Annotated in this window: 23 protein-coding genes; 15 read left to right on the top strand and 8 right to left on the bottom strand. The window is 62.0% G+C overall.

The features are described from left to right. The first annotated feature begins 84 nt into the window (after positions 1–84). Positions 85–1179: an iron-sulfur cluster carrier protein ApbC gene (gene apbC, locus J3P84_RS21255; protein ID WP_434625678.1), complete on the top strand. Its 1095-nt coding sequence runs from the start codon at positions 85–87 to the stop codon at positions 1177–1179. Between the two features lie 160 nt (positions 1180–1339). On the opposite strand, the gene J3P84_RS21250 is transcribed toward apbC, so the two are convergent. After that, complete coding sequence (locus tag J3P84_RS21250) at positions 1340–2098, bottom strand: SDR family oxidoreductase (protein WP_305496346.1); 759 nt, start codon at positions 2096–2098, stop codon at positions 1340–1342. Positions 2099–2257: 159 nt separating this feature from the next. Here J3P84_RS21250 and J3P84_RS21245 point away from each other — a divergent pair, with 159 nt between their 5' ends. The 4 genes from J3P84_RS21245 to groL all read left to right on the top strand — a co-directional run bounded on the left by J3P84_RS21245 (position 2258) and on the right by groL (position 5784). Further along, on the top strand, positions 2258–2989 hold the full coding sequence (locus tag J3P84_RS21245; protein ID WP_434625676.1) for a HugZ family protein: 732 nt from the start codon (positions 2258–2260) through the stop codon (positions 2987–2989). A gap of 66 nt (positions 2990–3055) precedes the next feature. Further along, positions 3056–3532, top strand: coding sequence for an FxsA family protein (locus tag J3P84_RS21240; protein WP_434625674.1), 477 nt, complete (start codon positions 3056–3058; stop codon positions 3530–3532). Between the two features lie 261 nt (positions 3533–3793). Then, the gene (locus J3P84_RS21235; protein ID WP_003204913.1) at positions 3794–4087 is read left to right on the top strand and encodes a co-chaperone GroES; all 294 of its coding nucleotides are present in this window, start codon (positions 3794–3796) and stop codon (positions 4085–4087) included. A gap of 53 nt (positions 4088–4140) precedes the next feature. Continuing rightward, entirely contained in the window at positions 4141–5784 is a 1644-nt protein-coding gene (gene groL / locus J3P84_RS21230) for a chaperonin GroEL (RefSeq protein ID WP_181288598.1), read from the top strand. 185 nt (positions 5785–5969) lie between these two features. Here the strand turns inward: groL and J3P84_RS21225 are convergent, their stop codons facing one another. Beyond that, on the bottom strand, positions 5970–6713 hold the full coding sequence (locus J3P84_RS21225; RefSeq protein WP_434625672.1) for a phosphatase PAP2 family protein: 744 nt from the start codon (positions 6711–6713) through the stop codon (positions 5970–5972). Between the two features lie 319 nt (positions 6714–7032). On the opposite strand from J3P84_RS21225, the gene colR reads away from it, so the two are divergent. The 5 genes from colR (at position 7033) to J3P84_RS21200 (ending at position 10718) form a co-directional block, all read left to right on the top strand. After that, on the top strand, positions 7033–7716 hold the full coding sequence (gene colR / locus J3P84_RS21220) for a two-component system response regulator ColR (protein WP_030142512.1): 684 nt from the start codon (positions 7033–7035) through the stop codon (positions 7714–7716). Further along, positions 7706–8983 carry a sensor histidine kinase gene (locus tag J3P84_RS21215; protein ID WP_305496342.1) on the top strand — a complete coding sequence of 426 codons (1278 nt, stop codon included), beginning with the start codon at positions 7706–7708 and terminating at the stop codon, positions 8981–8983. Before colR ends, J3P84_RS21215 begins: the two co-directional genes overlap by 11 nt. Positions 8984–9106: 123 nt before the next feature. Continuing rightward, positions 9107–9775, top strand: a complete 669-nt coding sequence (locus J3P84_RS21210; RefSeq protein ID WP_434625669.1) for a class I SAM-dependent methyltransferase — start codon at positions 9107–9109, stop codon at positions 9773–9775. Positions 9776–9780: 5 nt separating this feature from the next. After that, positions 9781–10494, top strand: coding sequence for a lipopolysaccharide kinase InaA family protein (locus J3P84_RS21205; protein ID WP_434625667.1), 714 nt, complete (start codon positions 9781–9783; stop codon positions 10492–10494). Beyond that, positions 10491–10718, top strand: coding sequence for a hypothetical protein (locus J3P84_RS21200; protein WP_305496339.1), 228 nt, complete (start codon positions 10491–10493; stop codon positions 10716–10718). The genes J3P84_RS21205 and J3P84_RS21200 overlap by 4 nt, the downstream gene beginning before the upstream one ends. A gap of 40 nt (positions 10719–10758) precedes the next feature. Here J3P84_RS21200 and J3P84_RS21195 read toward each other — a convergent pair whose 3' ends face one another. The 6 genes from J3P84_RS21195 to gap form a co-directional block, all read right to left on the bottom strand. Beyond that, complete coding sequence (locus J3P84_RS21195; protein ID WP_434625665.1) at positions 10759–13785, bottom strand: multidrug efflux RND transporter permease subunit; 3027 nt, start codon at positions 13783–13785, stop codon at positions 10759–10761. Positions 13786–13798: 13 nt separating this feature from the next. Then, complete coding sequence (locus tag J3P84_RS21190) at positions 13799–14947, bottom strand: efflux RND transporter periplasmic adaptor subunit (protein ID WP_434625663.1); 1149 nt, start codon at positions 14945–14947, stop codon at positions 13799–13801. Between the two features lie 131 nt (positions 14948–15078). Further along, a complete protein-coding gene (locus J3P84_RS21185) occupies positions 15079–16176 on the bottom strand; it encodes a DUF1513 domain-containing protein (protein ID WP_305496336.1) in 1098 nt (365 codons plus the stop codon). A 2-nt stretch (positions 16177–16178) separates the two neighbouring features. After that, positions 16179–17243 carry an imelysin family protein gene (locus J3P84_RS21180; protein ID WP_305496335.1) on the bottom strand — a complete coding sequence of 355 codons (1065 nt, stop codon included), beginning with the start codon at positions 17241–17243 and terminating at the stop codon, positions 16179–16181. 28 nt (positions 17244–17271) lie between these two features. Next, a complete protein-coding gene (locus J3P84_RS21175) occupies positions 17272–18699 on the bottom strand; it encodes a di-heme oxidoredictase family protein (RefSeq protein ID WP_434625661.1) in 1428 nt (475 codons plus the stop codon). A gap of 178 nt (positions 18700–18877) precedes the next feature. Continuing rightward, positions 18878–19879 (bottom strand): type I glyceraldehyde-3-phosphate dehydrogenase, encoded by a 1002-nt coding sequence (gap, locus tag J3P84_RS21170; protein WP_305496333.1) that lies wholly within the window; start codon positions 19877–19879, stop codon positions 18878–18880. Between the two features lie 230 nt (positions 19880–20109). Between gap and edd the strand changes: the two genes are divergently transcribed. The 5 genes from edd to J3P84_RS21145 all read left to right on the top strand — a co-directional run bounded on the left by edd (position 20110) and on the right by J3P84_RS21145 (position 26681). Further along, entirely contained in the window at positions 20110–21936 is a 1827-nt protein-coding gene (edd, locus tag J3P84_RS21165) for a phosphogluconate dehydratase (protein ID WP_434569583.1), read from the top strand. Next, the gene (locus tag J3P84_RS21160) at positions 21933–22892 is read left to right on the top strand and encodes a glucokinase (protein ID WP_434625658.1); all 960 of its coding nucleotides are present in this window, start codon (positions 21933–21935) and stop codon (positions 22890–22892) included. The genes edd and J3P84_RS21160 overlap by 4 nt, the downstream gene beginning before the upstream one ends. A gap of 112 nt (positions 22893–23004) precedes the next feature. Then, on the top strand, positions 23005–23736 hold the full coding sequence (locus tag J3P84_RS21155) for a response regulator (RefSeq protein ID WP_042730801.1): 732 nt from the start codon (positions 23005–23007) through the stop codon (positions 23734–23736). Next, positions 23726–25195, top strand: coding sequence for an ATP-binding protein (locus tag J3P84_RS21150; RefSeq protein ID WP_434625656.1), 1470 nt, complete (start codon positions 23726–23728; stop codon positions 25193–25195). Before J3P84_RS21155 ends, J3P84_RS21150 begins: the two co-directional genes overlap by 11 nt. A gap of 226 nt (positions 25196–25421) precedes the next feature. Beyond that, entirely contained in the window at positions 25422–26681 is a 1260-nt protein-coding gene (locus J3P84_RS21145; RefSeq protein ID WP_434625654.1) for an AGE family epimerase/isomerase, read from the top strand. The last annotated feature ends 3 nt before the right edge of the window (positions 26682–26684 follow it).

The following is a 26684-nucleotide window of genomic DNA, read 5'->3' as shown; positions in this document are numbered from 1 at the left end:
TCGTCACCCTTAATCGGGTCGCCACGCGAGAGCGTGCGGCGTAGGATAGCGGCCTGTTTTCAAGTCTTGTTATCGGAGTTGCCCATGAGCGCCGTCAATCGCGCAGCGGTGGAAGCCGTCCTTCGCCAGTACACCGACCCCTACCTGAGCCAGGACCCGGTCAGCGCCGGATGCGTGCGAGCCATCGATATCCAGGGCGATCGCGTCAGCGTCGAACTGGAGATCGGTTATGCCGCCGATCTGTTCAAGAACGGTTGGGCGCAGATGCTGCAGATGGCGATCGAAGGCCTGGACGGCGTGGCGAGCGCCAAAGTCCAGGTTACCAGTGTGATTTCCGCCCACAAGGCCCAAGCCCAGGTGCCGGGGTTGGCGAACGTCAAGAACGTCATCGCCGTGGCCTCGGGCAAGGGCGGCGTAGGCAAGTCCACCACCGCCGCCAACCTGGCGCTGGCCCTGGCTCGCGAAGGGGCGAAGGTCGGCATCCTCGACGCGGATATCTACGGTCCGAGCCAAGGCATCATGTTCGGCATCGCCGAAGGCACCCGGCCGCAGGTCAAGGACCAGAAGTGGTTCGTACCGCTGCAATCCCATGGCGTGGAGGTCATGTCCATGGCCTTCCTCACCGATGACAACACACCGATGGTCTGGCGCGGGCCGATGGTCTCCGGCGCCTTGCTGCAACTGGTCACGCAAACCGCGTGGGGCGACCTGGATTATCTGGTGATCGACATGCCGCCGGGAACTGGCGACATCCAGCTGACCCTCGCGCAGAAAGTCCCGGTGGCCGGCGCGGTGATCGTTACCACGCCCCAGGACCTGGCCCTGCTGGATGCGCGCAAGGGTGTGGAGATGTTCCGCAAGGTGAACATCCCGGTACTGGGCGTGGTGGAAAACATGGCCGTGCACATCTGCTCGAACTGTGGGCATGCCGAGCATCTGTTCGGTGAAGGCGGCGGTGAAAAACTGGCGACCCAGTACGGTGTCGAGCTGCTGGCTTCGTTGCCGCTGTCGATGGTGATCCGCGAGCAGGCCGACGGCGGCAAGCCGACCGTTATCGCCGAGCCGGACAGCCAGATCGCCATGGTCTACCAGGAGCTGGCCCGCCACGTGGGCGCGCGGATCGTGTTGCAGGAGGCTGCGTCGCCGGCGATGCCGAACATTACTATCAGCGATGATTGAATAAGCGGTAACACATCCCATTGTGGGAGCGAGCTTGCTCCGGGCGGCGATCCGACGATAGCGGTCTTACATTCAACATTGATGCAAACTGACCCGACGCCATCGCGAGCAAGCTCGCTCCCACATTTTTGGGTCAGTCCATTTTGTTATGGGATGGGGTTCAGATCCGCAGCCCGCCATCCATTTCCAGGATCCGCCCGGTGTAGTAGTCGTTCTCGAAGATATACGCCGCCGAGTGCGCAATCTCCTCGGGCTTGCCCATGCGCTTGAGCGGAATCCCGGAGGTCATTTTCTCAAGGGCTTCGGGTTTCATGCCGAGGGTCATTTCGGTTTCGATGAAACCCGGAGCAATCCCCGCCACGCGGATGCCGTAGCGCGCCAGTTCCTTGGCCCAGGTCACGGTAGCGGCCGCGACGCCGGCCTTGGCCGCCGAATAGTTGGTCTGGCCGACGTTGCCGGCCCGGGAGATCGAGGAAATATTGATGATCGCGCCGTTGTTCTTCAGCTCGACCATTTTCGCCGCCACTTCGCGGGTGCAGAGGAATACGCCGGTGAGGTTGACGTCGATCACCGCCTGCCACTGGGCCAGGCTCATCCTGGTCATTTCACCGTCCTTGACCTTGAGCAGCAGGCCGTCGCGCAGGATACCGGCATTGTTGATCAGCCCGTGGATCGCGCCGAAGTCCTCGGCCACCCGGGCAACCATGTCGATCACCTGATCTTCGTTGGCCACGTTGCACAGGTACGCACGTGCCTCGACGCCCTTGGCGGCGCAGGCGGCGACCGCCTGGTCGAGTTTTTCCTGATTGAGGTCCACCAGCGCGAGCTTTGCACCCTTGCCGGCGAAATACTCGGCCATGGAGCGACCCAGGCCCTGGCAACCGCCGGTGATAATGATTACTTTGTCAGTGAGTTGCATTCTCATGTCCAGGTGGCGCAGCGGTGGAGGTGTTGGGGCGCGTCTCGATTTGCAGCGGCGTAGCGCGGCTGCGCAAGAAAACCGTCCCTAAGGTGCGTCAGAACATTACTCCAGTCAGTCGACCGTTTTCTAGACGAATTTTATTAAAGGAGTCATAAATTGAGCGTTGAAGCTGCCAAGCATGCCCGTGAATTGCTGCTCAAGGAATATCGGGGCATGCTCTCCACCCATTCCAAATCGATGCCCGGCTTTCCGTTCGGCTCCGTTGTGCCGTATTGCCTGGACGCGCAAGGCCTGCCTCTGATACTCATCAGCCGCATCGCCCAGCACACCCACAATCTGCAAAAAGACCCTAAATGCTCAATGCTGGTGGGAGAGCGGGGCGCCGAGGATGTTCAGGCCGTCGGGCGCCTGACCTATCTGGCCGAGGCGCAGAAGCTGGAGGACAGCGCCGCCATCGAGGCCGCCGCCGAGCGTTACTACCGCTATTTCCCCGAGTCGCAGAACTACCATAAGGCCCACGATTTCGATTTCTGGGTTCTCCACCCGGTGCGCCATCGTTACATCGGCGGCTTCGGCGCGATTCACTGGATCGACCAGGTCACCCTGGCCAATCCCTTCGCCGGCAAAGCCGAGGCGGGCATGATCGAACACATGAATGCCGATCATGCCAAAGCCATCGCCCACTACGTCGAATTGAGTGGCCTGCCAAAAAACCAACCCGCGCAATTGGTCAGTATCGACAGCGAAGGCATGCACTTGCGCATTGGGCAAGGCCTGCACTGGTTGCCGTTTGCGGCGCTTTGCAACACGCCGACACAAGTGCGCGAAGCCTTGGTTTACCTGGCTCACGCCGAGCAATGGCCAAAAAATGCCGAGGTTGATGCTTGAATTCACGAAAGGGCGACGTCATTTAGGTTTTCATAGCAAGGCATTCTTGCGTTGAGGAACCATTTGATGCGCCCTTTTTTATTGCTCTTTCTGCTGTTCCCGGTGTTGGAGCTGTTCGTATTCGTCAAGATCAGCGGTGCGATCGGGTTCTTCCCGGCGTTGCTGCTGGTCATTCTTGGCTCGATGCTCGGCGTGTTCGTGCTGCGCATCGCCGGCCTGGCCACGGCACTGCGTGCCCGTGAAAGCCTGACCCGTGGCGAACTGCCCGCCCAGACCATGCTCGAAGGCCTGATGCTCGCGCTGGGTGGTGGTCTGTTGATCCTGCCTGGCTTCATCAGCGACGTGCTGGGCCTGGTCTTGCTGCTGCCCTTCACGCGCCGGTTGCTGGCCAACAAGATGCGCCAGCGCGCCGAAGAACAGGCGATGCGCCAGCGGGCTTTCGCCGATGACCTCCAGCCCCGTGGCGGTCCGACCCCGCGCGAACCGGTGGGCCGTGAGCCCAACGTGATCGAAGGCGAATTCGAACACCGTGACCCCAAGTAGCTTTCAGTGACACGGCAGCCAGCGACACGGCACCTTCGGGTGCCGTGTTCGTTTTAGCGCTCGCTCAGTAAAAAATTTCACCCCCGACCCTTGTAATCGACTTGCACGCCCTTATGTATGGGTCACCGCAAGGTTTCCGGTGGCGACACCGGACAGACTTCCGCGGTTCGCTTGACGAACCGCACCCCGGCTCCGCCGGCTTTTGTTAAACCCGCCGGGACTACACCGGCCGATGAAAACCAAAATTAGGAGAGATCGACAATGAAGCTTCGTCCTCTGCATGACCGCGTCGTCATCCGTCGCAGCGAAGAAGAGAAGAAAACCGCTGGCGGTATCGTCCTGCCAGGTTCGGCTGCTGAAAAAGCCAACCACGGTGAAGTTCTCGCTGTAGGTCCGGGCAAGGCTCTGGAAAACGGTGAAGTACGTGCGCTGGCCGTGAAAGTGGGTGACAAGGTTGTGTTCGGCCCTTACTCCGGCAGCAACACTGTGAAAGTCGACGGCGAAGACCTGTTGGTGATGAGCGAGAACGAAATCCTCGCCGTTCTCGAAGGCTGATTTCCCCGCTCATTTTCCCGCTACTACTACAAAGTATTTAAGGAATATCGATCATGGCTGCTAAAGAAGTTAAATTCGGCGATTCCGCCCGCAAGAAAATGCTCGCCGGTGTCAACGTCCTGGCTGACGCAGTAAAAGCGACCCTCGGCCCGAAAGGCCGTAACGTGATCATCGAGAAGAGCTTCGGCGCTCCGACCATCACCAAGGACGGCGTTTCCGTAGCCAAGGAAATCGAGCTGAAAGATCGCTTCGAAAACATGGGTGCGCAGCTGGTCAAGGACGTTGCGTCCCGTGCCAACGATGACGCCGGCGACGGTACCACCACCGCGACCGTACTGGCTCAATCGATCGTCAACGAAGGCCTGAAAGCCGTCGCTGCCGGCATGAACCCGATGGACCTCAAGCGCGGCATCGACAAGGCGACCATCGCCATCGTCAAGGAACTGAAGGGGCTGGCCAAGCCTTGCGCTGACTCCAAGGCAATCGCCCAGGTAGGTACCATCTCCGCCAACTCCGACAACTCCATCGGCGACATCATTGCCGAAGCCATGGAAAAAGTCGGCAAGGAAGGCGTGATCACCGTTGAAGAAGGCTCGGGCCTGGAAAACGAACTGTCGGTTGTAGAAGGCATGCAGTTCGACCGTGGCTACCTGTCGCCATACTTCGTCAACAAGCCGGACACCATGGTTGCCGAGCTGGACAGCCCGCTGATCCTGCTGGTCGACAAGAAGATCTCCAACATCCGCGAAATGCTGCCAGTGCTGGAAGCCGTTGCCAAAGCCGGCCGCCCTCTGCTGATCGTGGCTGAAGACGTCGAAGGCGAAGCCCTGGCGACCCTGGTCGTGAACAACATGCGTGGCATCGTCAAGGTTGCAGCCGTCAAGGCTCCAGGCTTCGGCGACCGTCGCAAGGCCATGCTGCAGGACATCGCCGTACTGACCGGCGGTACCGTTATCTCCGAAGAGATCGGCCTGAGCCTGGAAAGCACCACCCTGGAGCACCTGGGTAACGCCAAGCGCGTGATCCTGTCCAAGGAAAACACCACCGTGATCGACGGTGCTGGCAACGATGCCGATATCCAGGCTCGTGTCACCCAGATCCGCGCACAAGTGGCCGAGACTTCGTCCGACTACGACCGCGAAAAACTGCAAGAGCGCCTGGCCAAGCTGTCCGGCGGTGTTGCGGTGATCAAGGTTGGCGCCGGTTCCGAAGTTGAAATGAAAGAGAAGAAAGCCCGCGTTGAAGACGCCCTGCACGCAACCCGCGCAGCCGTCGAAGAAGGCGTGGTACCTGGCGGCGGCGTGGCACTGGTTCGTGCCCTGCAAGCCATCAGCGAGCTGAAAGGCGACAACGATGACCAGAACGTTGGCATCCAGTTGCTGCGTCGCGCTGTTGAAGCACCTCTGCGCCAGATCGTTGCCAACTCCGGCGACGAGCCAAGCGTAGTGGTCGACAAGGTCAAGCAGGGTTCGGGTAACTACGGTTACAACGCTGCCACCGGCGAATACGGCGACATGATCGAAATGGGTATCCTGGACCCGGCCAAAGTGACTCGTTCGGCTCTGCAAGCGGCTTCGTCGATTGCCAGCCTGATGATCACCACCGAGGCGATGATCGCTGAAATCAAGGACGACGCTCCAGCTGGCGGCGGCATGCCAGACATGGGCGGCATGGGTGGCATGGGCGGCATGATGTAAGCCAGCCTTACCCCTGTAGCGAAAAACCCCGTCTGTGAAAGCAGGCGGGGTTTTTTATTGCCCTGAATAACGGCACCAAACTCTGTGGGAGCGAGCCTGCTCGCGAAAGCGGTATAACAATCAACATTGATGTTGCTGATCCGACGCTATCGCGAGCAGGCTCGCTCCCACATTGAAATTTATGTTCAGGCATTGACGGAGCGGGTGACGATCATACGTTCAGGTGTGGAAACTGGTCGGTACAGAACGCAGTAATAACACCCGAGGCAAATCAGCCAGCAGAACACCGCTGTCCAGACGTTGTGGGAGAAAAAGTGCGCCCCTTGCATCATGCGTCCCACGGAAAACACCGTGCCCAGGGCAAAGGCGAACACCAGCGCCTGGCGTGCGAGGCGTGGGCGACGGTCACGCAGTACGAAAAACAACGCGAACAGCGTGAAGCCGGTGGCGGCATGCCCGCCGGGCCAGCATCGGCCGGGCTTGTCGGTAGCCGGGCGTGGGCTCAGTAGCTCACTGTAGGTTTCCTTGCCACCGAACTCCTTGAGACTCCATGGGCATTGCACTGCCGTCACTGCCTTCAAAGGCGTGACAAACGCAGTCGCCAATGCCAGCGACAGGACCAGGCAACCCAGCTCACGTTTGTACGGCTTGAGCCGAGCGATAAAAAACGAGGCGACAAACCCCACGACCGCCAGCACGGAAAACCCGATGACCAGCTGTTTGGCCCGGTCATGCAGGATGTCTTCCAGGAAAAAACTGTGTCGACCGATAAACCCACCCGCCGTCGGATCGTAAAACAGCTTGGCCACGTTCATGTCCAGGCTGGTCAGTTCCAGCAACACCAGAATGGCTGCGACCACGGCGGGCAGGCCCAGGGCGACCCATAGATTCAGGGGCCTGGAAGCGGGGCGGATGGCAGTGGAAACCATGGCAGTACCTTTGATGGGAGTTTTCGTGATCAGCGCGTTGCACAGTCTGGTCTGCGTTGCGTTCGGGTGGTGTGAAGGTTGGGTGAAAAACTCGTCAACACCCGCGCAGCCCCGCTGCTGAGGGCTCTTGACCTTTGTGGAGCGAGCCTGCTCGCGAAGGGGCGGCACATTCAACCTGGGTGGCGGCTGTTCCACCGCCTTCGCGAGCAGGCTCGCTCCCACAGTGGCTCGCACTGCGTATACAACCCTAGCCGTAAGCCACGCTTGGCCTTAAGCTGCGCGGGCCACGACGATTGCCCCGTGCGCAGAGGAGATGCCCATGCGAATTCTGTTGGTTGAAGACAACCGTGACATCCTGGCCAACCTGGCCGACTACCTGGGCCTCAAGGGCTACACGGTCGATTGCGCACAGGACGGTTTGTCAGGGCTGCACCTGGCCGCGACCGAACACTACGACTTGATTGTGCTGGATATCATGCTGCCGGGCATCGACGGCTATACGCTGTGCAAGCGCCTGCGCGAAGACGCCCGGCGCGATACGCCGGTGATCATGCTCACCGCGCGGGACCAGTTGGATGATCGTTTGCAGGGTTTCAAATCCGGGGCGGATGATTACCTGGTCAAGCCTTTTGCCTTGTCGGAGCTGGCGGCGCGGATCGAAGCGGTCATGCGGCGTGCCCAGGGCGGTGGCCGACGCGCGTTGCAAGTCGGCGACCTGAGCTACGACCTCGATACGTTGGAAGTGACCCGGGAAGGCAAACTGCTCAAGCTCAACCCCGTGGGCCTCAAGTTGCTGGCGGTACTGATGCAGAAAAGCCCCCACGTGCTGCGGCGCGAGATCCTCGAGGAAGCCCTGTGGGGCGATGATTGCCCGGATAGCGACAGCCTGCGCAGCCATGTCCACCAATTGCGCCAGGTGATCGACAAACCGTTTGAAAAACCGTTGCTGCACACTGTGCACGGCGTCGGCTATCGGTTGGCCGAGGGCCGAGATGGAGTTTAAGCAAAGCCTTGCGCAACGGATCATCATCGCTTTTGCGCTGATGAGCGCATTGGTGGCGGGAGCGTTTGCACTGGGCATCGTGGCAACGGTCCATCTGGTGGAGGAAAAGCTGATTTCCGCCGGGCTCGGAGGCGACCTGCAACGCCTGCTGTTGATGGACAGCGTTTCCGACTGGAGTCATCGCCCGGAACCCGACCAGCTGTTCTATTTCAGCGGCGGCCCGGGAGACTTCGAGTTGCCCAGGGACCTGCGTCACCTGCAACGTGGCTTTCACGAAGTCTTTCGCGAACAGCTGTCCTATCACGCGATGGTAGAGATCGTTGACGGTCGGCATTACGTGCTGTTGCAGGACCAGAGCGATTTCGAGGAGCGCGAGCGGGTGCTGTTTGCCGTGGTGCTGGTGGGCTTCGTGCTCAGTCTGGCGCTCGCGGTGTTCCTGGGCTGGGTCCTGGCACGCCGGGTGATGGCGCCGGTGGTACGTCTGGCCCGGCAGGTACGGCATCGCGACCAGTTGCTCGGGCTTGCCCCGCCATTGGCGCCGGATTATGCCGCTGATGAGGTGGGCGAGCTGGCCGTGGCGTTCGATGCCACGCTGGGCCGGTTGCGCCAGGCCCTGACCCGGGAACGGTTGTTCACCAGCGACGTGAGTCACGAACTGCGCACGCCGTTGATGATCCTCGCCACCTCCTGCGAATTGCTGCTGGAGAATCCGGCGCTGGACCAGCGTGGTCGCACCCAGGTCGAGCGCATCAACCGCGCCAGCGAAGAAATGCGCGAACTGGTGCAGACCTTCCTGATGCTTGCCCGGGCCCAACGCGAGGATAACGGCATGTCGCCTCGCTCGACGCTGGGGCAGGTCGCGGAAAACCTCCTTGGGGTCTGGCGTGCGCCGATCGAATCCAAGGGCCTGACCTTGATCTTCGAACCAGGGCAAACCACCGATACGCAGTACAACGCCACGTTCCTGACTGCCGTCATGGGAAATCTGCTGCGTAACGCCTTGCATTACACCGACCAGGGTTTTATCCGCGTCTCGCTGACCGCCACGGGATTTGTCGTCGAGGACAGCGGCGTAGGCATTCCCGAGGAGAAGCGCGAGGCGATGTTCGAGCCCTTCGTGCGCGGTAACGAAAAGCGTGGCGAGGGACTGGGGCTGGGGCTGTCACTGGTGCAGCGGATCTGCGAGGACCAGGGCTGGACCGTGAGCCTCAGCACGATGGAACCCAACGGATGCCGTTTCGAGGTGGAGTTGAACCCGAAGTCCTGAGATCGGCGGCGAAAAATCTTGAAAACATTCAGCCGTTTACATGACGAAGTTTTCACAAAGGGATGACCTGTCCGCTACAAGCCGATCCCTAAGGTGGCGCCATCAACTCTAGAGGCGCCATCGATGTCCAATCCCATCAAGCTAGCTTTTTCCGCCAAGTACGACGAGCGACATGCCCAGCAGTACCTGCGCAAACACAAGACGGGGCTGAGCCGCCGTCTTTCCCACCGTCGGGACGAACAACTGGCCCGGCGCGCCTTGATGCTCGCGGGCGACCCGGGCCTGGTCCTGGACCTGCCGTGCGGAGCCGGGCGTTTCTGGCCGCTGCTGGCGGAGAAACCCGGCCGGGTGATCATCGGCGCGGACAATTCCACCGCCATGCTCCAGACGGCATTGAAGGCACAACCGGCCGATGTCGTAAAACGGGTACAACCTTTGCACACATCTGCGTTCGACATCGCCTTGCCTGATAACGCCGTCGACAGCATTTTTTGCATGCGCCTCTTGCACCACATCGGCGAACCCGCGCACCGACTGGCGATATTGCGGGAATTCGAGCGTGTCACCCGTGACAGCGTGATCGTTTCATTGTGGGTCGACGGCAATTTCAAGGCCTGGAAACGCAAGCGCCTGGAGCGCACCCGTGGGCAGAAAGACTACCAGAACCGATTTGTGTTACCGGTCGCTACAGTTGAAGAAGAGTTTCGGCAGGCCGGGTTTCGCATTGAGGAACAGTTGGATTTCCTGCCGCTCTATGCCATGTGGCGAGTTTATGTATTACGCAAGGGGTAGCAGGCATGGTTGTACAGGTAGCAGGAGCCCAGGCGGCTTCTCGTAGTTGCTTTGACCAGATCTGGAATCAGCGTGGCGAGTGGGTGGAAGCCCCCAATACCCGGCGTGGCGGCGAAAGCGGTGTGCAGCGGATCAGCCATGATGGCGAGCTGTTTTATTCCAAGCGCCAGACCGGACACATTTACCGTAGCCTACTGCACCCGTTCGGCCGTCCGACCGTGTTGCGTGAAGAGCGAGCGCTGCTGGCCCTGGCGGAACTCGGCGTCACGGTACCCCAAGTGGTCTTTTGCGGCGCGCAGAGAGACCCGGTGCACAAGTGGCGGGCGCTGCTGGTCACCCGCGCTCTGGACGGCTTCGAGGAAATCGGGCGTTGGTATGCCGCAGGCGGCCGCGAGCGTCATGGCGAGGCGGTCCATGATCGTCTCCTTCAGGCCCTGGCCGAGAATCTCGCCCGCATGCACAAGGGGCGCTGGCAGCACAGTTGCCTCTACATCAAGCATGTATTCGTGCGAGTAACCGGAGAGGGCGAGTCGACCAAGGCCGAAGTGGCGTTGCTCGATCTTGAGAAATGTCGCCAACGGCTGACCGCACGCGGCGCGGCGTTCCATGACATGAGCCAGCTGCGGCGCCACTCGTCGTTCCAGGATTGCGACTGGGGAAAACTCGTCTATTTTTACGAGGCGGCGTTTGGCAGCGCTATCAAAGGTTTATCCCGATGAAACTAGAAATTGCTAGAGGTTTGTTTTTAGTCGGAGCCCTGGCAGTTGCATCCCTGGCGCTGGTGGTGTGGGAGCAGCCGCGCTCGCAGATCCTCAGTGCCTCCACTGTCGGCGCACATTGCCCGGTGCCTCGGGTGGCCAAGGCCAGCGAGGCGATCCAGCCGGACGACGACCTGTTGCTGTTCATGTTCAGTCTGTCCCAGGGCATGCGACCGCAGAGTTGAGCGTCAGGAAGCCCAAACACGGCCCCGATATCTGCATGCCTCAGGCTTTGTCCGGCTTGGCCAGCAAGGTGTAGACACACGGCAGCACGAACAACGTGAACAAGGTGCCGATCGACATGCCCGTGGCGATGACCGTGCCGATGTCGAAGCGGCTCACTGCGCCGGCACCGGTGGCCAGGATCAACGGCACCATGCCAAACACCATGGCGGCAGTGGTCATCAGCACCGGACGCAGGCGAATCGATGCGGCCTGTTCCACTGCGTCACGCGGACTCAAGCCTTGCTCCTTGCGCAGCTGGTTGGCGAATTCGACGATCAGGATGCCGTGCTTGCTGATCAGGCCGATCAGGGTCACCAGCCCCACCTGGGTATAGATGTTCATGCTCGACCAGCCGAGGAACAGCGGAATCAGTGCGCCGCAAATGGACAACGGCACCGTCACCAGGATCACCAGCGGGTCGCGGAAGCTCTCGAACTGCGCCGCCAGCACCAGGAAAATGATTGCCAGGGCCAGGCCAAAGGTGACCCATAACGCGCTGCCTTCCTGGACGAACTGACGCGAAGCACCGGCGTAATCGAAGGCGAACCCTGTCGGCGCTTCCTCAAGGGCTATCTGGCGAACGGTCTCGATGGCCTCGCCCATGCTTACCGTGGGAAAGCCCGAGATCGTGACGGCATTGAGCTGCTGGAACTGGTTCAGTTGCCGCGGTCGTGCCTGGTCGCTGACCTTGATCAGCGTCGACAACGGAAGCGACTCGCCCTGGGCGTTCTTTACGTAATAATTGTTCAGCCAGTGCGGATTGTCCCGGAATGGCCGCTCGACCTGGGCGATGACCTTGTAGCTACGCCCCTCCAGCGTGAAGCGGTTGATCTCCGCCTCGCCCAGCAGGGTCGCCAGCGTGCCGCCGAGGTCTTGCATCGAGACGCCCATCTGGGCGGCTTTGGCGCGATCGATGTCCACCACGACTTCAGGCTTGTCGAACGCAAGGTCGATGTCCATGAAGGCGAACTTGCCGGACTCCAGCGCACGCTTCTTGACCCGTTCGGCAATCTGCAGGAGCGTCGTGTAGTCCTTCGGCGAGTTGATGACGAATTCGAAGGGCAAGCCTTCGCCCGTGCCGGGCAGCGAGGGCAGGTTGAAGCCGAAGATCTGCAGGCCGGGCACGCTTTCGAGCCTGGCCTGGACTTCCGGGAGGATTTCCATCTGGGTGCGGCTGCGTTCGTTCCAGGGCTTGAGCAGGAAGCCGCCGATGCCCGACTGTACGCCGTTGTAGCCGTTGATCTGGAACGAAGAATAGTACTCGGGGAATTCCTTGAAGATCGTGATGAAGTGATCGGTATAGGCGTTCAGGTAGTCCAGGTTGGTGGTCTTCGGGGCGTTGGCCATCATGAAGATGATGCCCTGGTCCTCGTCAGGCGCCAGTTCGGACTTGGTGAACATGATCAGCACCGGGATCAGCAACAGCACGAGCAGGGCAAACACCAGCACCACCGGCCGGGTATTGAGCGTGCCGTGAAGCATGCGCTGGTAACGGGCCTTCAGGCGCTCGAAGATCACGTCCAGCCGATGGGCCAGCCCCGAGGGGTTCTGGTCATGACGCAGCAGCATCGCGCACATCATTGGCGAGAGGGTCAGGGCGACGACTCCAGAGATCACCACCGCGCCGGCGAGGGTCAGGGCGAACTCCTTGAACAGCGCCCCCGTCAGGCCTTCGAGCAGGCCGATCGGTGCATACACCGCCGCCAGCGTGATGGTCATCGAGACCACCGGCATGGCGATTTCCCGCGCGCCTTCAATCGCGGCGTCGAACGGTGTCTTGCCCTCCTCGATGTGCCGGTGGATGTTTTCCACCACCACGATGGCGTCGTCCACCACCAGGCCGATGGCTAACACCATGGCCAGCAGTGTCAGCAGGTTCATGGAGTAGCCCATCAACTGCATGAAGAACATCACGCCGATCATCGACAGCGGAATGGTCACTACCGGAATGAGCACCGAGCGCAGGGCGCCGAGGAACAGGAACACCACGACGATGACGATCAGCACCGCCTCGAACAGGGTCTTCACCACTTCGTCGATGGAGGCCTGGATGAACAGCGTGGCATCGTAGGCGATCTCGGCCTTGAGGTTGGACGGCAGCTGGGCCTCCATTTCCGGCATGATCTTGCGCACTTCCTTGATGACATCGAGGGGGTTGGCCCCAGGGGTTGCCTTGATCCCGATGTACACCGAAGGGGTACCACCGAAAGAGCTGATGGTGTCGTAGTTTTCGGCGCCCATCTCCACCCGCGCCACGTCCCGCAGCAACACGCGGCTGTCACCGTCAGTCTTGAGCGGGATGCCGGCGAATGCCTCGGCGGATTTGAGTTCGGTGTTGGCGTTGATGCTGGTGACCACGTACTCGCCTTTCACTTCACCAGCAGCGGAGAGAAAGTTGTGCTGGCGCACGGCGTTGGTCACGTCGGCGGCGGTCAGGCCGAAGCCTGCGAGCTTGACCGGGTCCAGCCACAGGCGCATGGCAAACACCTGGTTGCCGAGGATCTCGGCCTCGGCCATGCCCGGCAGCGTTGCCAGTTTGGGCTGGATGACGCGCGACAGATAATCGGTGATCTGTGGGTTGTTCAGCTCCTTGCTGAAGAAACTGATGTACATCAGCGCCGAGGCATCGGCTGCTTCGCGGCTCAGAACCGGGTCCTCGGCGTCCTGGGGCAGTTGGTTCTTCACCTCGTTGGCCTTGGCCAGCAGTTCGGTAAAGAGCCGGTCGCTGTTGGAACCGATGCGCGCGTATACCGATATGACCGAGAAATTCTGGCGGCTGACCGAAGTCATGTAGTCGATGCCCTCGGCACTGGCCAGGCTTTGCTGCATAGGTTGGGTGATGTAACCCTGGATGGTCTCGGCGTTGGCCCCGGGGTAGGCGGTGGTCACCGTGATCAGGGCATTTTCCATCTGTGGATACTGGCGCAGGGGCAGCTTGCTCCAGGCCTGGAAGCCCAGCAGCACGATCAACAGGCTGACCACGGTGGCGAGCACCGGGCGGCGGATGAACGGATCGGTAAAGGCCATGGGGGTTCCTTGATCAGTCCGCGCGCGGTGGGCTGTTCTGTTCGGTCAGGGTCTTGTCGTCGCTGATGGCGATGGGCGTACCGTTGTCGAGCTTGATCTGGCCGGCAATCACTACTTCTTCGCCGCGCTGCACGCCCTTGGTCACCAGGACCTGCCCGTCACGGCGCTCACCGGTTTCGACAAAGCGCCGTTCGGCAATCAGGATCGGCTGGCCCTTGTCATCCTTCTCGACACTGCCATCGGCGGTTTTCTTCGGAGTGACCACGTACATGGAGTTGCCATAGAGGGTGTAGGTCACGGCGCTCTCCGGCACGACGATCCCGACGGCGAGGTCCGGCAGGATGACGTTCAGGTTGGCGAACATGCCGGGCAACAGCTTGCCGTCGGGGTTGGCGAGCGTGGCGCGCACGAGCACGTTACGGGTGCTGTCCTCGACCTTGGGGTTGATTGCGCTGATGGTGCCAACGAAGGTCTGGCCGGGATAGGCCGAGACGCTGACGTTGACTGGCTGGGCAACCGCCAGCCGAGGCACCGTCTGTTCAGGAACGTAGAAGTCGACGTACAGGCTGCTGAGGTCCTGCAGTGTCGCGATCACCGTGCCGCTGGCAAGGTAGTCGCCGACATCCACCTGGCGGATGCCGATGGTGCCGCTGAACGGCGCGACGATGTGTTTTTTCGCCAGCGAAGCCTTGAGCTGGTTGACCGTGGCCTGGTTCTTCTTCAACTGGGCCGAAAGCCGGTCGAACTCGCCCTTGGAAATCGCCTGGCTGCCCACCAGTTGTCGGCCACGGCCGAAATCCAGTTGCGACAGGCCAAGGTCGGCCTGCGCAGTTTCCAGCAGGGCGCTTTCGACTTCGCTGTCCAGTTGCAGGATCGGTTGCCCGGCCTTGACCTTCTGGCCGGATTCGAACTGGACCTTTTGCACGGTGCCGGCGATTTCCAGGCTCAGGTCGACGCCTTGCAACGCCTTGAGGCTGCCGACAGTGGGCAGACGGGCTTGCCAGGGCTGTTCGACGGCCTTGGCCACGGCGACGCTGACCGCAGGTTTGGGCGCAGAGAACATCTGGATCTGCTGATAGATGGAATAGGCCTTGTAGCCCGCCAGCGCCAGTACCACCAGCAGGACAACACCCAACATGATCAGCATGCGGCGTCGCAGCATGTTCCACTTCCTTGGAAAATAGCCGAGAGAAATACAGACAGGCGGGCACATTACCTTGAGTGCCCGGAGGATTCCAATCGGTGTTTGTCGGCAATGTGTAAGGTTTTCCCTGCGCCCTCCGCGCTTGCAGCTCAGACCAGATGCAGATGGTTGTCCCAGAGCCCCGCCGGCAGATCCAGCGGCTTTGCAACCAATTGTGGCTGCCGACAATCGTAGTAGCGGCATCGTCCCTGGCCCGACGTCACGACAAACCCGTCGGCTACCGCGCCGACCCCGGCGCAGTCCGGCAGGGGCGCGTCGAGGCGAACCTCGCCGCTGTCCAGGTCCCAGATGAAAAAACGGTTGCCCCGTGGCGCCGTCAGGGCTACCAGGCGCAGGTCGCTGTGCACGGCGACGCTGGCGGTGTAATGCCCCATGGCTTGCAGCTGGTATTCAGGTACCGGGAACGCCTTGAACGGTTGGCCCGGACGCTTGATCGCGAGCAATTCGGACGATTCGTGGGCCGCTCCCATGAACTGCTGGCCGGTGACGATGGTGCCATCGCTGGCGATGCCCATATGGCGCACGCTGTTCATCTGCTGGGCGAGGGTTTCCTTGCTCAACAGCGTGCCATCGCGGTGCATCAGCACCAGGCTCGGCTCCATGGCGTCGAGGTTCATTTCGACCCGGCTCTCGGCCTCGGTGCGGATGCCGCCGTTGGCCACCACCAGCGTCTCACCGTCGGGCAGCCACGACACCTGGTGAGGGCCGATGCCGTGGGTGGACAGTTCGCCACTGTGCACCAGCCGTTCGCCTTCGAAACGGTATACGCCGAGCAGGCCGCGCCCCGGATCGCTGGTATCGTTTTCTGTGGCGTACAGCCATTCGCCGCTCTTGTGGATCACCGCATGACCGTAGAAATGCCGGTTCGGCAGCGAGGTGATGGTTTGCAGCAGCGTGCCGTCGCGCAGGTCGACCAGATAGCTTTCGGTGCCCGGGCGGCGGGCGACGAACAGGGCGATCGGCAGCGCCGGGTGATTGATGATGTCATGGCAGCGCTGGCCAACCTGGGTGGCGAACACCCGTGTGCCGTCCAGTCGATAGCCGACCGCGTAGTGCTTGCCGTCGGCATCGTCCCGTGCCGACAGCAGTAATGGACTCTTGTCCTTTTGCTTGAACAGCGTCCAGCCGCCCAGGGTGATGGCACCGAGCAGCAAGCTGCCCAGCGTCAGAGCCTGACGTCGAAACATGATCAGTCACCGTCGTTGGCGTTGAAGCCCAGTTGAATGCCCAGCGCCTTGGCCAGTTCGCCTTCATGCAGGCGATGGACGACGTTGAGGCTGTCGTACAAATCGTTGAGTTGCTGGCGCCCGGCGTCGTCACCGAGCATTTCGGTCAGTGAGCGCTGGCTGCTGGCGAACAGTTTCAACGAGGCGTCGTAGGCGGCGTCGATCTTGTCGGCCAGCGGCTTCTGCTCGCTTGGCAACAAACCTCGCAAGCCTTTGTTGTCGACGCCAACCCACACGGTGCGGGCGGCGCTCAGGCTGGCCTCAAGCCCTTGCAGAGACGACTGACTGCGCCACGCATCGGCCTGGAACGGTTGCGGCACGCCCTTGCTCTGGCGGCCCATCGGCGTGCCGAGTTTTTTCTTCAAGGTGTCCAGGGCGGTCACCTGGACCCGCAGCAGGTCGGCGATCGCTTCATGGGAATCGGCATAGCGCTGGTTCGGGAACTTGCTCATCTGGGCGAGCATGCCGTCGTTGGTGTTCCACCGCGACAGGATCTCTTCGGCCAGTTGCTTCTGGCGTTCGCCGATGGCGATCAGCAGCGGGCAGTACTTGGCTTTCTGGGCGCTGTCGGCCATGTCGATCTTTGCGTCGAACAGCAGGTATTCGTAGGCCGAGAGCCCCTGCACGACGACGCTGGACTTGGCCAGGCCGGCGGCGTCGATCTGCGGCTGGCTGTTGACCAGTTGCTCGACCTGGCGGCCCACAAGGTTTTTCTTGTCCGGCCAGAACTGTACCTGCCAGGCGCGGTTGCCCTCCGCCAGCGGCCCGATCAGCAGCGGCTGGAGTTCAGCCCAGGCTTTTTGTGCCTTGAGGAAATCGGCGCGGGCGGTTTCCAGGTTTTCCTTGCCCTGGCAGAACGCCAGGGCGCTGGTCGCCAGTTGGCGGTCGGCCTCGACCCAGCGACTGTAGGTCGGCAGGATCACCTGCTTGGCGATGGCGGCCGAGGTGACCGCTTGCGGGTCCTGGGGCGAGCAGGCACCCAGGGCGATGGCGGCGAGGCTGGTGAACAACAGCTTGGGACGGAACATGTCGGGCTCCCGTTTTCGGAAAGTGCGTTTAAAGAGAGTTCAGGAAAGCCAACAGCGCAGCGCGCTGCTCGGCGTTGAATGCTAGAACCTGTCGCTGCGCCGCCTGGGCTTCGCCGCCATGCCAGAGCACGGCTTCGAGCAGGTTGCGGGCGCGACCGTCGTGGAGAAACTGGGTGTGGCCGTTGACGGTTTCGGTCAGGCCGATGCCCCACAGCGGCGGGGTCCGCCAGTCGCGGCCGCTGGCCTTGAATTCGCTGCGGTTGTCCGCCAGGCCTTCGCCCATGTCGTGCAACAGCAGGTCGGTATAGGGACGGATGACCTGGTTCGCCAGCTCGGGTTCGGCGGCGTTGGCAGACGTCGTGTACTTGGGAGTGTGGCAGGACTGGCAACCGGCCTGGAAAAACAGGTTCTTGCCCGCCAGTACCTGGGGCGAATCCACGTCGCGGCGGGCCGGCACGGCAAGGTTGCGGCTGTAGAACAGCACCAGCCGCAGAATATTGTCGCTGACTTCCGGTTCGCCCTCAGGGCCGTTGCCGTTGGGCGCGCGCTGGCAATCGAGCTGAGCCTGGGTGCAGTCGTCGAAGGGCCGCAGGCTGGTCGTCAGGCCCATGTCGCCGGAGAACGCATGGACGTTCTGTTGATTGAGGTTCGGTTGTCCGGCCTTCCAGCCGAAGCGCCCCGGCACGGTTTTTTGCTGGACGTCGTCCCAGACCATGTTCGGGCGACCGGCGATGCCGTTGTTTTCCCGCGCCTGTGACTCGGCATTGGCCAGGATGGCTGCATCGGGGATGGCCTCGAGCAGACCCAGGCCGATCATCGGCGGTGCGACACGGGCCGAAAATCGTGTGTCGGGGTGCATCGGGCCATAGCCCAGCTGGGTGATCTGCAGGCTCGGCTTGCGCAGTTCGACGACGGTGCCGTCCTTGAAGCGCACCGGGACGGGAGAGTAATCGACCCTGACCTTGCCTTCCGGCGCGATGCCCGGCACGGCCATGTCCTGCAATTGTCCGCCGTAGACCGGCTCCGGTACGACGCCGAGTTGTTCGATGAGCTTGGCGTAGGGCGGCGCATCGGGGATCGACAGGCGTACCAGCATCGACACCGCGCTGCTGGCATCCGGCGCCGGCGGATGGCCGCGACCGTCCTTGATGTGGCAGTTCTGGCAGGCGTTGGTGTTGAACAGGGGGCCAAGGCCGTCCCGGGCGGTAGTGGTCGATGGCGCGATTACCCAGGGACTGCGGAAAAAACTGTTGCCGACGCTGAAGTCCACGCGCCGCGACGGCGGCAGATTGGCCGAGGGCAGCGAGAAGGCGTTCTGGTCGGCCTTGCGTACTGTCGCGCTGCCGCCGGATCTGGCTTCGCCGGGCTCGGCCTGGGTAAAACGCGGGGCGTCATCGCAGGCCGTCAGGCCCAGGGCCATGAACAGAGCGCACAAGCGAAGAGGCAACGACAGCATTGGAAATCCTGCGGGACGAGTGAAACGCGGGCGCAAAGTCTAACAGGGTGGGGGAGTTTGAATAAGAGGAATTATCGTTTGGTTCGAGGCAGATGCTTCAACCGCGTGGCGGTGGACGGCCTTTTTCGACTATCGCCCCCAAGGGAGCAATAGTCGAGGCACACGCAGCTATCGGGGATTATTCGGCGTTGCACAGCGCCAGGCAGTTATCCAGCATGCGGTTGGAGAAACCCCATTCGTTGTCATACCAGGCCAGTACCTTGAGCAGCTTGCCGCTGGCCTTGGTGTGGTTGGCATCGAAGATCGACGACAGCGGGTTGTGGTTGAAGTCGCTGGAGACCAGCGGCAGGGTGTTGTAGCCAAGAATCTTCGAATGCTGGCTGGCCTGCTTGAGCAGCGCGTTGACCTCATCGGCCGAAGCTTCGCGCTTGAGCTGCACGGTCAGGTCCACCAGCGACACGTTGATCACCGGCACGCGCACGGCCATGCCGGTCAGCTTGCCCGCCAGCTCCGGCAGCACCAGGCCTACCGCTTCGGCGGCGCCGGTCTTGCTCGGGATCATGTTCTGCGTGGCCGAACGGGCGCGGTACGGGTCGCTGTGATAGACGTCGGTCAGGTTCTGGTCGTTGGTGTAGGCATGGATGGTGGTCATCAGGCCGCTTTCGATACCCAGCTCGCGGTGCAGCACCTGGGCCACCGGGGCCAGACAGTTGGTGGTGCACGAAGCGTTGGAAATGATCTGGTGGGACTGGCGCAGGATGTCATGGTTCACGCCATACACCACGGTCGCGTCGGCGCCCTTGGCCGGGGCCGAGATGATCACCTTGCGGGCGCCGGCGCTGATGTGCGCGGCGGCCTTGGCACGGTCGGTGAACAGGCCGGTGCATTCGAACACGACGTCGATCTTTTCGGCGGCCCAGGGCAGTTCGGCCGGGTTGCGGATGGCACTGACCGCGATGCGGTCGCCATTGACCGTCAGGCTCTCGTGATCGTGCTGCACGTCGGCATCAAAGGTGCCGTGGACGGTGTCGAACTTGAGCAGGTGAGCATTGATCGCGCTGTCACCCAGGTCGTTGATGGCGACGATCTGCAAGTCGCGACGATAGCCTTGGGTATACAGTGCACGGAGGACGTTGCGGCCGATGCGGCCAAAACCATTGATTGCGATTCGAAGAGTCATTAACTGCGCCGCCGTCGATTTGTTGTTGGAATTACAAGATTATTCGCATAAAAATAGAAAACAAGCCTTTTTAGTGGCAATATTTTGTTTTATCTACAACGAGTGACCTGAATCAACTGGTCCGATTGGTCAGAAACCGTCTGTCGCCCTGTCTTTGCCGCGGTGTGCAACGGGCTTCTGACCAGCATAGACAATCAGGTCGCCACATCCGTTAGCCTGGAGTTCTACACATGCATCCCCGCGTACTTGAGGTCACCGAACGGCTTATCGCCCGCAGTCGCGCTACGCGCGAGGCTTACCTTGCATTGATCCGCGGTGCAGCCAGCGACGGTCCGATGCGCGGCAAGCTGCAATGCGCCAACTTCGCCCATGGCGTCGCCGGTTGCGGCACTGAAGACAAGCATCACCTGCGGATGATGAACGCCGCCAACATCGCCATCGTGTCGTCCTATAACGACATGCTCTCGGCCCACCAGCCGTACGAAACCTTCCCGGAACAAATCAAGAAAGCCCTGCGCGAGATCGGCTCGGTCGGCCAGTTTGCCGGCGGTACGCCAGCCATGTGCGATGGTGTGACTCAGGGCGAGGCGGGGATGGAGCTAAGCCTGCCGAGCCGCGAAGTGATTGCGTTGTCCACGGCGGTGGCGTTGTCCCACAACATGTTCGACGGTGCCTTGATGCTGGGCATCTGCGACAAGATCGTCCCGGGCCTGATGATGGGCGCGCTGCGCTTCGGTCATCTGCCGACGATCTTCGTGCCTGGCGGGCCGATGGTCTCGGGCATTTCCAACAAGGAAAAGGCCGATGTGCGCCAGCGCTACGCCGAAGGCAAGGCGACCCGCGAAGAGCTGCTGGAATCGGAGATGAAGTCCTACCACAGCCCAGGTACCTGCACGTTCTACGGCACCGCCAACACCAACCAGTTGCTGATGGAAGTGATGGGCCTGCACTTGCCGGGCGCCTCGTTCGTCAACCCGAACACGCCGCTGCGCGATGCCCTGACCCGCGAAGCGGCGTTCCAGGTGACGCGCCTGACCATGCAGAGCGGCAACTTCATGCCCATCGGCGAAATCGTCGATGAGCGTTCGCTGGTCAACTCCATCGTTGCGCTGCACGCCACCGGTGGCTCTACCAACCACACCCTGCACATGCCGGCCATCGCCATGGCGGCGGGCATCCAGCTGACCTGGCAGGACATGGCCGACCTCTCCGAAGTGGTGCCGACCCTGAGCCACGTCTACCCGAACGGCAAGGCCGATATCAACCACTTCCAGGCGGCGGGCGGCATGTCGTTCCTGATTCGCGAACTGCTGGAAGCCGGCCTGCTCCACGAAAACGTCAACACCGTGATGGGCCACGGCCTGAGCCGTTACACCCAGGAACCGTTCCTGGAGGACGGCGAACTGGTCTGGCGCGATGGCCCGACCGAAAGTCTCGACGAAAGCATCCTGCGTCCGGTAGCCCGGGCTTTCTCGCCGGAAGGCGGGTTGCGGGTGATGGAAGGCAACCTGGGCCGGGGCGTGATGAAGGTCTCGGCCGTGGCCCTGGAAAACCAGGTCGTCGAAGCCCCGGCCATGGTGTTCCAGGACCAGCAGGACCTGGCCGATGCGTTCAAGGCTGGTCTGCTGGAGAAGGATTTTGTCGCGGTGATGCGCTTCCAGGGCCCGCGCTCCAACGGCATGCCGGAGCTGCACAAGATGACGCCCTTTCTCGGCGTGCTGCAGGATCGCGGGTTCAAGGTAGCGCTGGTCACCGACGGGCGCATGTCCGGCGCATCGGGGAAAATCCCGGCGGCCATCCATGTCAGTCCCGAAGCCTATGTCGGCGGCGCGTTGGCTCGGGTGCGCGAGGGCGATATCATCCGTGTCGATGGCGTCAAAGGCACCTTGGAATTGAAGGTGGACGCCGAGGAATTCGCCGCGCGCGAACCGGCCAAGGGCCTGTTGGGCAACAACATTGGCACCGGTCGCGAGCTGTTCGGTTTCATGCGCATGGCCTTCAGCTCGGCAGAGCAGGGCGCCAGCGCCTTCACTTCTGCCCTGGAGACGCTTAATTGAAACTGGCTTTGGTCGGTGATATCGGTGGGACCAACGCACGTTTCGCGTTGTGGAAGAACCACAACCTGGAAAACATCCAGGTGCTGGCGACGGCGGATTACGCCTGCCCGGAAGATGCCATCAAGGTTTACCTGAGCGGCATGGGCATGACGCCGGGTTCCATCGGCTCGGTGTGCCTGTCGGTGGCCGGTCCGGTGAGTGGCGATGAGTTTCGCTTCACCAACAATCACTGGCGCTTGAGCAACCTGGCGTTCTGCAAGACTTTGCAGGTGGAGAAGCTGCTGCTGGTCAACGATTTCTCCGCCATGGCGCTGGGCATGACCTGCTTGCGTCCCGATGAATACCGGGTCGTCTGCGCGGGCACGCCGGAGCCGATGCGCCCGGCGGTGGTGATCGGCCCGGGCACGGGGCTGGGCGTCGGTACGCTGCTGGACCTGGGCGAGGGCCGTTTCGCGGCGTTGCCGGGGGAGGGCGGGCATGTCGACCTGCCGATGAGCAGTCCGCGCGAGACCCAGCTCTGGCAGCACATCTACAACGAGATCGGCCACGTCAGCGCCGAAACGGCGCTGAGCGGCAGCGGTCTGCCTCGTGTGTACCGGGCGATCTGCGCGGTGGACGGCCATGAGCCGGTGCTTGATACCCCCGAGTCGATCACCGCCGCCGGCCTGGCCGGCGACCCGGTCGCCCTGGAGGTACTCGAACAATTCTGCCGTTGGCTGGGGCGCGTGGCGGGCAACAATGTGCTCACCGTGGGCGGGCGTGGCGGCGTGTACATCGTCGGTGGCGTGGTCCCGCGCTTTGCCGATTTTTTTGTCGAGAGCGGCTTCGCCCGATGCTTCGCCGACAAGGGCTGCATGAGCGATTATTTCAAAGGCATTCCGGTCTGGCTGGTGACGGCGCCGTATTCCGGCCTGATGGGTGCGGGCGTGGCGTTGGAGCAGTCCTCCGCAATTTGAGATGTGCCCTTGTGGGAGCGAGCCTGCTCGCTCCCACAAGGGGCCATGGTGTTTGCAGATCCCGTCCATCAGGCATAATCGCCCCCAATTCAAACAACAAGGACGAGGCCCCGTGAGTTCAGTGAACAAATCGATTTTGCTGGTCGACGACGACCAGGAGATTCGCGAACTGCTGGACACTTACCTCAGTCGCGCGGGTTTCCAGGTGCGTACCACCCCCGATGGCGCCGGGTTTCGCCAGGCCCTGAACGAGGCGCCGAGCGACCTGGTGATCCTCGACGTGATGTTGCCCGACGAGGACGGCTTCAGCCTTTGCCGCTGGGTTCGCCAGCATCCGCGCCAGGCCCATGTGCCGATCATCATGCTCACCGCCAGTTCAGACGAGGCCGATCGGGTCATCGGCCTGGAGCTGGGGGCGGATGATTACCTGGGCAAGCCGTTCAGTCCTCGCGAATTGCAGGCGCGCATCAAGGCCTTGCTGCGACGGGCGCAGTTCGGCCAGGAGCGATCCGGCGGCGAAGTGCTGGCCTTCGATGAGTGGCGGCTGGACATGGTCAGCCACCGCCTGTTCCATGCCGATGGCGAAGAGGTGATCCTGTCGGGTGCCGATTTTGCCTTGCTCAAGCTGTTCCTCGATCATCCACAGGAAATCCTCGACCGCGACACCATCGGCAACGCCACCCGGGGGCGTGAGTTGATGCCGCTGGACCGGATTGTCGACATGGCGGTGAGTCGCTTGCGCCAGCGCCTGCGCGATACAGACAAGCCGCCGCGATTGATCCGCACGGTGCGCGGCAGCGGTTATCAACTGGCGGCCAGTGTGGTTGCCAGCAATGGTCATTGAGGGAATCCGCAAGATTGCCCGACGGGTGCCCGTGCCGCGCTCGTTGCTCGGACGGATGCTGCTGCTGACGCTGCTGGTGGTGCTGTTCGCCCAGACGCTGTCCAGCCTGATCTGGGTTTCGCAACTGCGCGCCACGCAGCTCGAAGGCCTGGTCACCAGCGCCCGCAGTTTGGCTCACTCGATGACCGCCACCGTGACCTACCTGCGTTCGCTGCCGGTGGCCTACCGGCCGTTGGTGCTGGACCAGTTGCGCAGCATGGGCGGCACGCGGTTTGTCGTTACGCTCAATGACAAGCCGCTGGGCATGGATGTGCTGCCGGTCACGCCGCGCAAACTGGCGGTGCTCAAGGCCGTGGACGATGTGCTGCGCCGCTCCCTGGGCAATAACGCCGATATCTCCGTCAAGTTTGTCAGCCCGGAGGACCTGCGGATCTTCAACGGCGGGCTCAAGCTTGATGAGCTGCCCCGTTCGTGGGCCCACTACGCCCTGACGCTCGAGCCAGTGAACCCGCCGGTACTGGTCACGCAGATCCAGATGGCGCCGGGCGAATGGCTGTACATCGCCTCGCTGCTGCCCGAACCCTATACCAGTCTTGAAGAGCAGGACCTGCCCAAGCAGCAGGTGGGCTTCATCGTGCTCACCAGTAGCCTGTTGCTGTTGTTCATCGGCTTGCTGGTGCATTGGCAGAGTCGTCCGCTCAAGCGTTTGGCCCGCGCGGCGCGGGACATGTCCCTGGGCGCAGAAGTGCAGCCCGTGGCCGAGGGCGGCGGCAGCGAAGTGGTGGAGGTGGGGCGTGCGTTCAATGCCATGCGTGAGCGTATCAGCCGCTACCTGACCGAGCGCAGCCAGTTGTTCAGCGCGATTTCCCACGACCTGCGCACGCCGATCACCCGCCTGCGGCTGCGGGTCGAGTTGCTGGAGGATGAAAATCTGCAGGCCAAGTTCGGCCGCGACCTCGACGAGCTGGAGCTGCTGGTCAAAGGCGCGCTGCAATGCGTCAAGGACACCGATATCCACGAGAACATCGAGCCGGTGGACCTCAATCATGTGCTCGATTGCCTGGTGGAGCCTTACCTGGCGCCCCACGGCAACGGCCGGGTGACCCAGGATGGCCGGGCGTTGGCACCGTACCCGGGCAAACCGCTGGCCCTCAAGCGCTGCATCGGCAACCTGATCGACAACGCCTTGAAATACGGGCAGAGGGCCCACTTGCACATCGACGATGATGAAAACGCTTTCATCCTGCACGTTGACGATGAAGGCCCGGGCGTACCGGAACAACGCCTCGAACAGGTCTTCGAACCGCACTTTCGCCTGGCCGGGCAGCAGCAGGGATATGGCCTGGGGCTGGGCATCGCGCGCAACATTGCCCACAGCCATGGCGGCGAGGTGAGCCTGCAGAACCTGCGCGAGGGCGGGTTGCGGGTGACGCTGCAGTTGCCTCGCAGTGTGGATTGATTAGACCGCGTTATCGTTCATCGCGAGCAAGCTCGCTCCCACAGGGGATTTATGAACGCCGAAGATCCAATGTGGGAGCGAGCTTGCTCGCGATGGCGTCAGTCGTCTCGATACTTCTCTCAGCTGAATGTCACAAGCCGGTGACATAACTCGCCCCTTTCGTTACCTGCCACCCATCCCGCCTTGTTTAGACTCCCTGCGTCAAAACAACAAAAAAGGTACCTCGATGGACACCTTCCAACCGGCGTTCAGCAGTTGGCTGAATGCGCCTGCCCATCGGCAATGGCTCGCTGCCGAAGGTTTGCGGCTGCTGGCGTTCGCCAAGGCTTCGAAGCTGCCGGACGGTTTCGGCAACCTGGACGAGCTGGGTCGCCTGCCGGCCGGTGCGCGGGCCGAGACCATGAACACCGCACGCATGACCCACAGCTTCGCCATGGCCCACATCCAGGGCCTGCCGGGGTTCGCCGAGCTGGTGGATCATGGCGTCCAGGCCCTCGGCGGCCCGCTGCGCGATGCCGAACATGGCGGCTGGTTCGCCATGGCCGATCCCGATGCCAGCGACACCGGCAAGGCCGCTTACCTGCATGCTTTCGTGGCCTTGGCCGCCAGCTCCGCGGTAGTTGCCCAACGCCCCGGCGCCGAGGCATTGCTCAAGGAAGCGGTGCGGGTTATCGACGAGCATTTCTGGTGTGAAGAAGAGGGCGCCCTGCGCGAGTCCTTCAACCGCGACTGGAGCGAGGAGGAAGCCTATCGCGGCGCCAACAGCAACATGCACGCCACCGAAGCCTTCCTGGCCCTGGCCGACGCCACGGACGACCCGCGCTGGTTGGCCCGCGCGCTGCGTATCGTCGAGCGGGTCATCCATGGTCATGCGGCCGCCAACGACTACATGGTGGTGGAGCATTTCGACCGCGACTGGCAACCGCTGCGCGAGTACAACCAGGACAATCCCGCCGATGGCTTCCGTCCCTACGGCACCACGCCCGGTCATGGTTTCGAATGGGCGCGGCTGCTGCTGCATCTGGAAGCCGCGCGCGTGCAGATCGGCATGCTGACACCGGGCTGGCTGGCCCAGGATGCGCAGAAACTTTTCGATCAGAATTGCCGCCATGGCTGGGACATCGATGGCGCGCCGGGAATCGTCTACACGCTGGACTGGGGTAATCGCGCCGTGGTTCGCCATCGCCTGCACTGGGTGCACGCCGAAGCGGCAGCGGCGGCCAGTGCCTTGCTCAAACGTACCGACGAGGCCCAATACGAAGTCTGGTACCGGCGTTTCTGGGAATTTTGTGACAAACATTTCATCGACCGCTGCAACGGCAGCTGGCATCACGAGCTGGATCCGCAGAACCGCCCCAGCGCCGACATCTGGCCGGGCAAACCGGATCTTTATCACGCCTGGCAAGCGGTGCTGATACCACGCTTGCCATTGGCGCCGAGCATGGCGTCGGCCTTGGCGCGATTATCCGATCCTGCACCTGTGTAACCA

The organism is Pseudomonas sp. Z1-29 (genome assembly GCF_051131995.1).
Classification (GTDB): domain Bacteria; phylum Pseudomonadota; class Gammaproteobacteria; order Pseudomonadales; family Pseudomonadaceae; genus Aquipseudomonas.
This window is presented reverse-complemented; position numbering and strand designations above follow the sequence as displayed.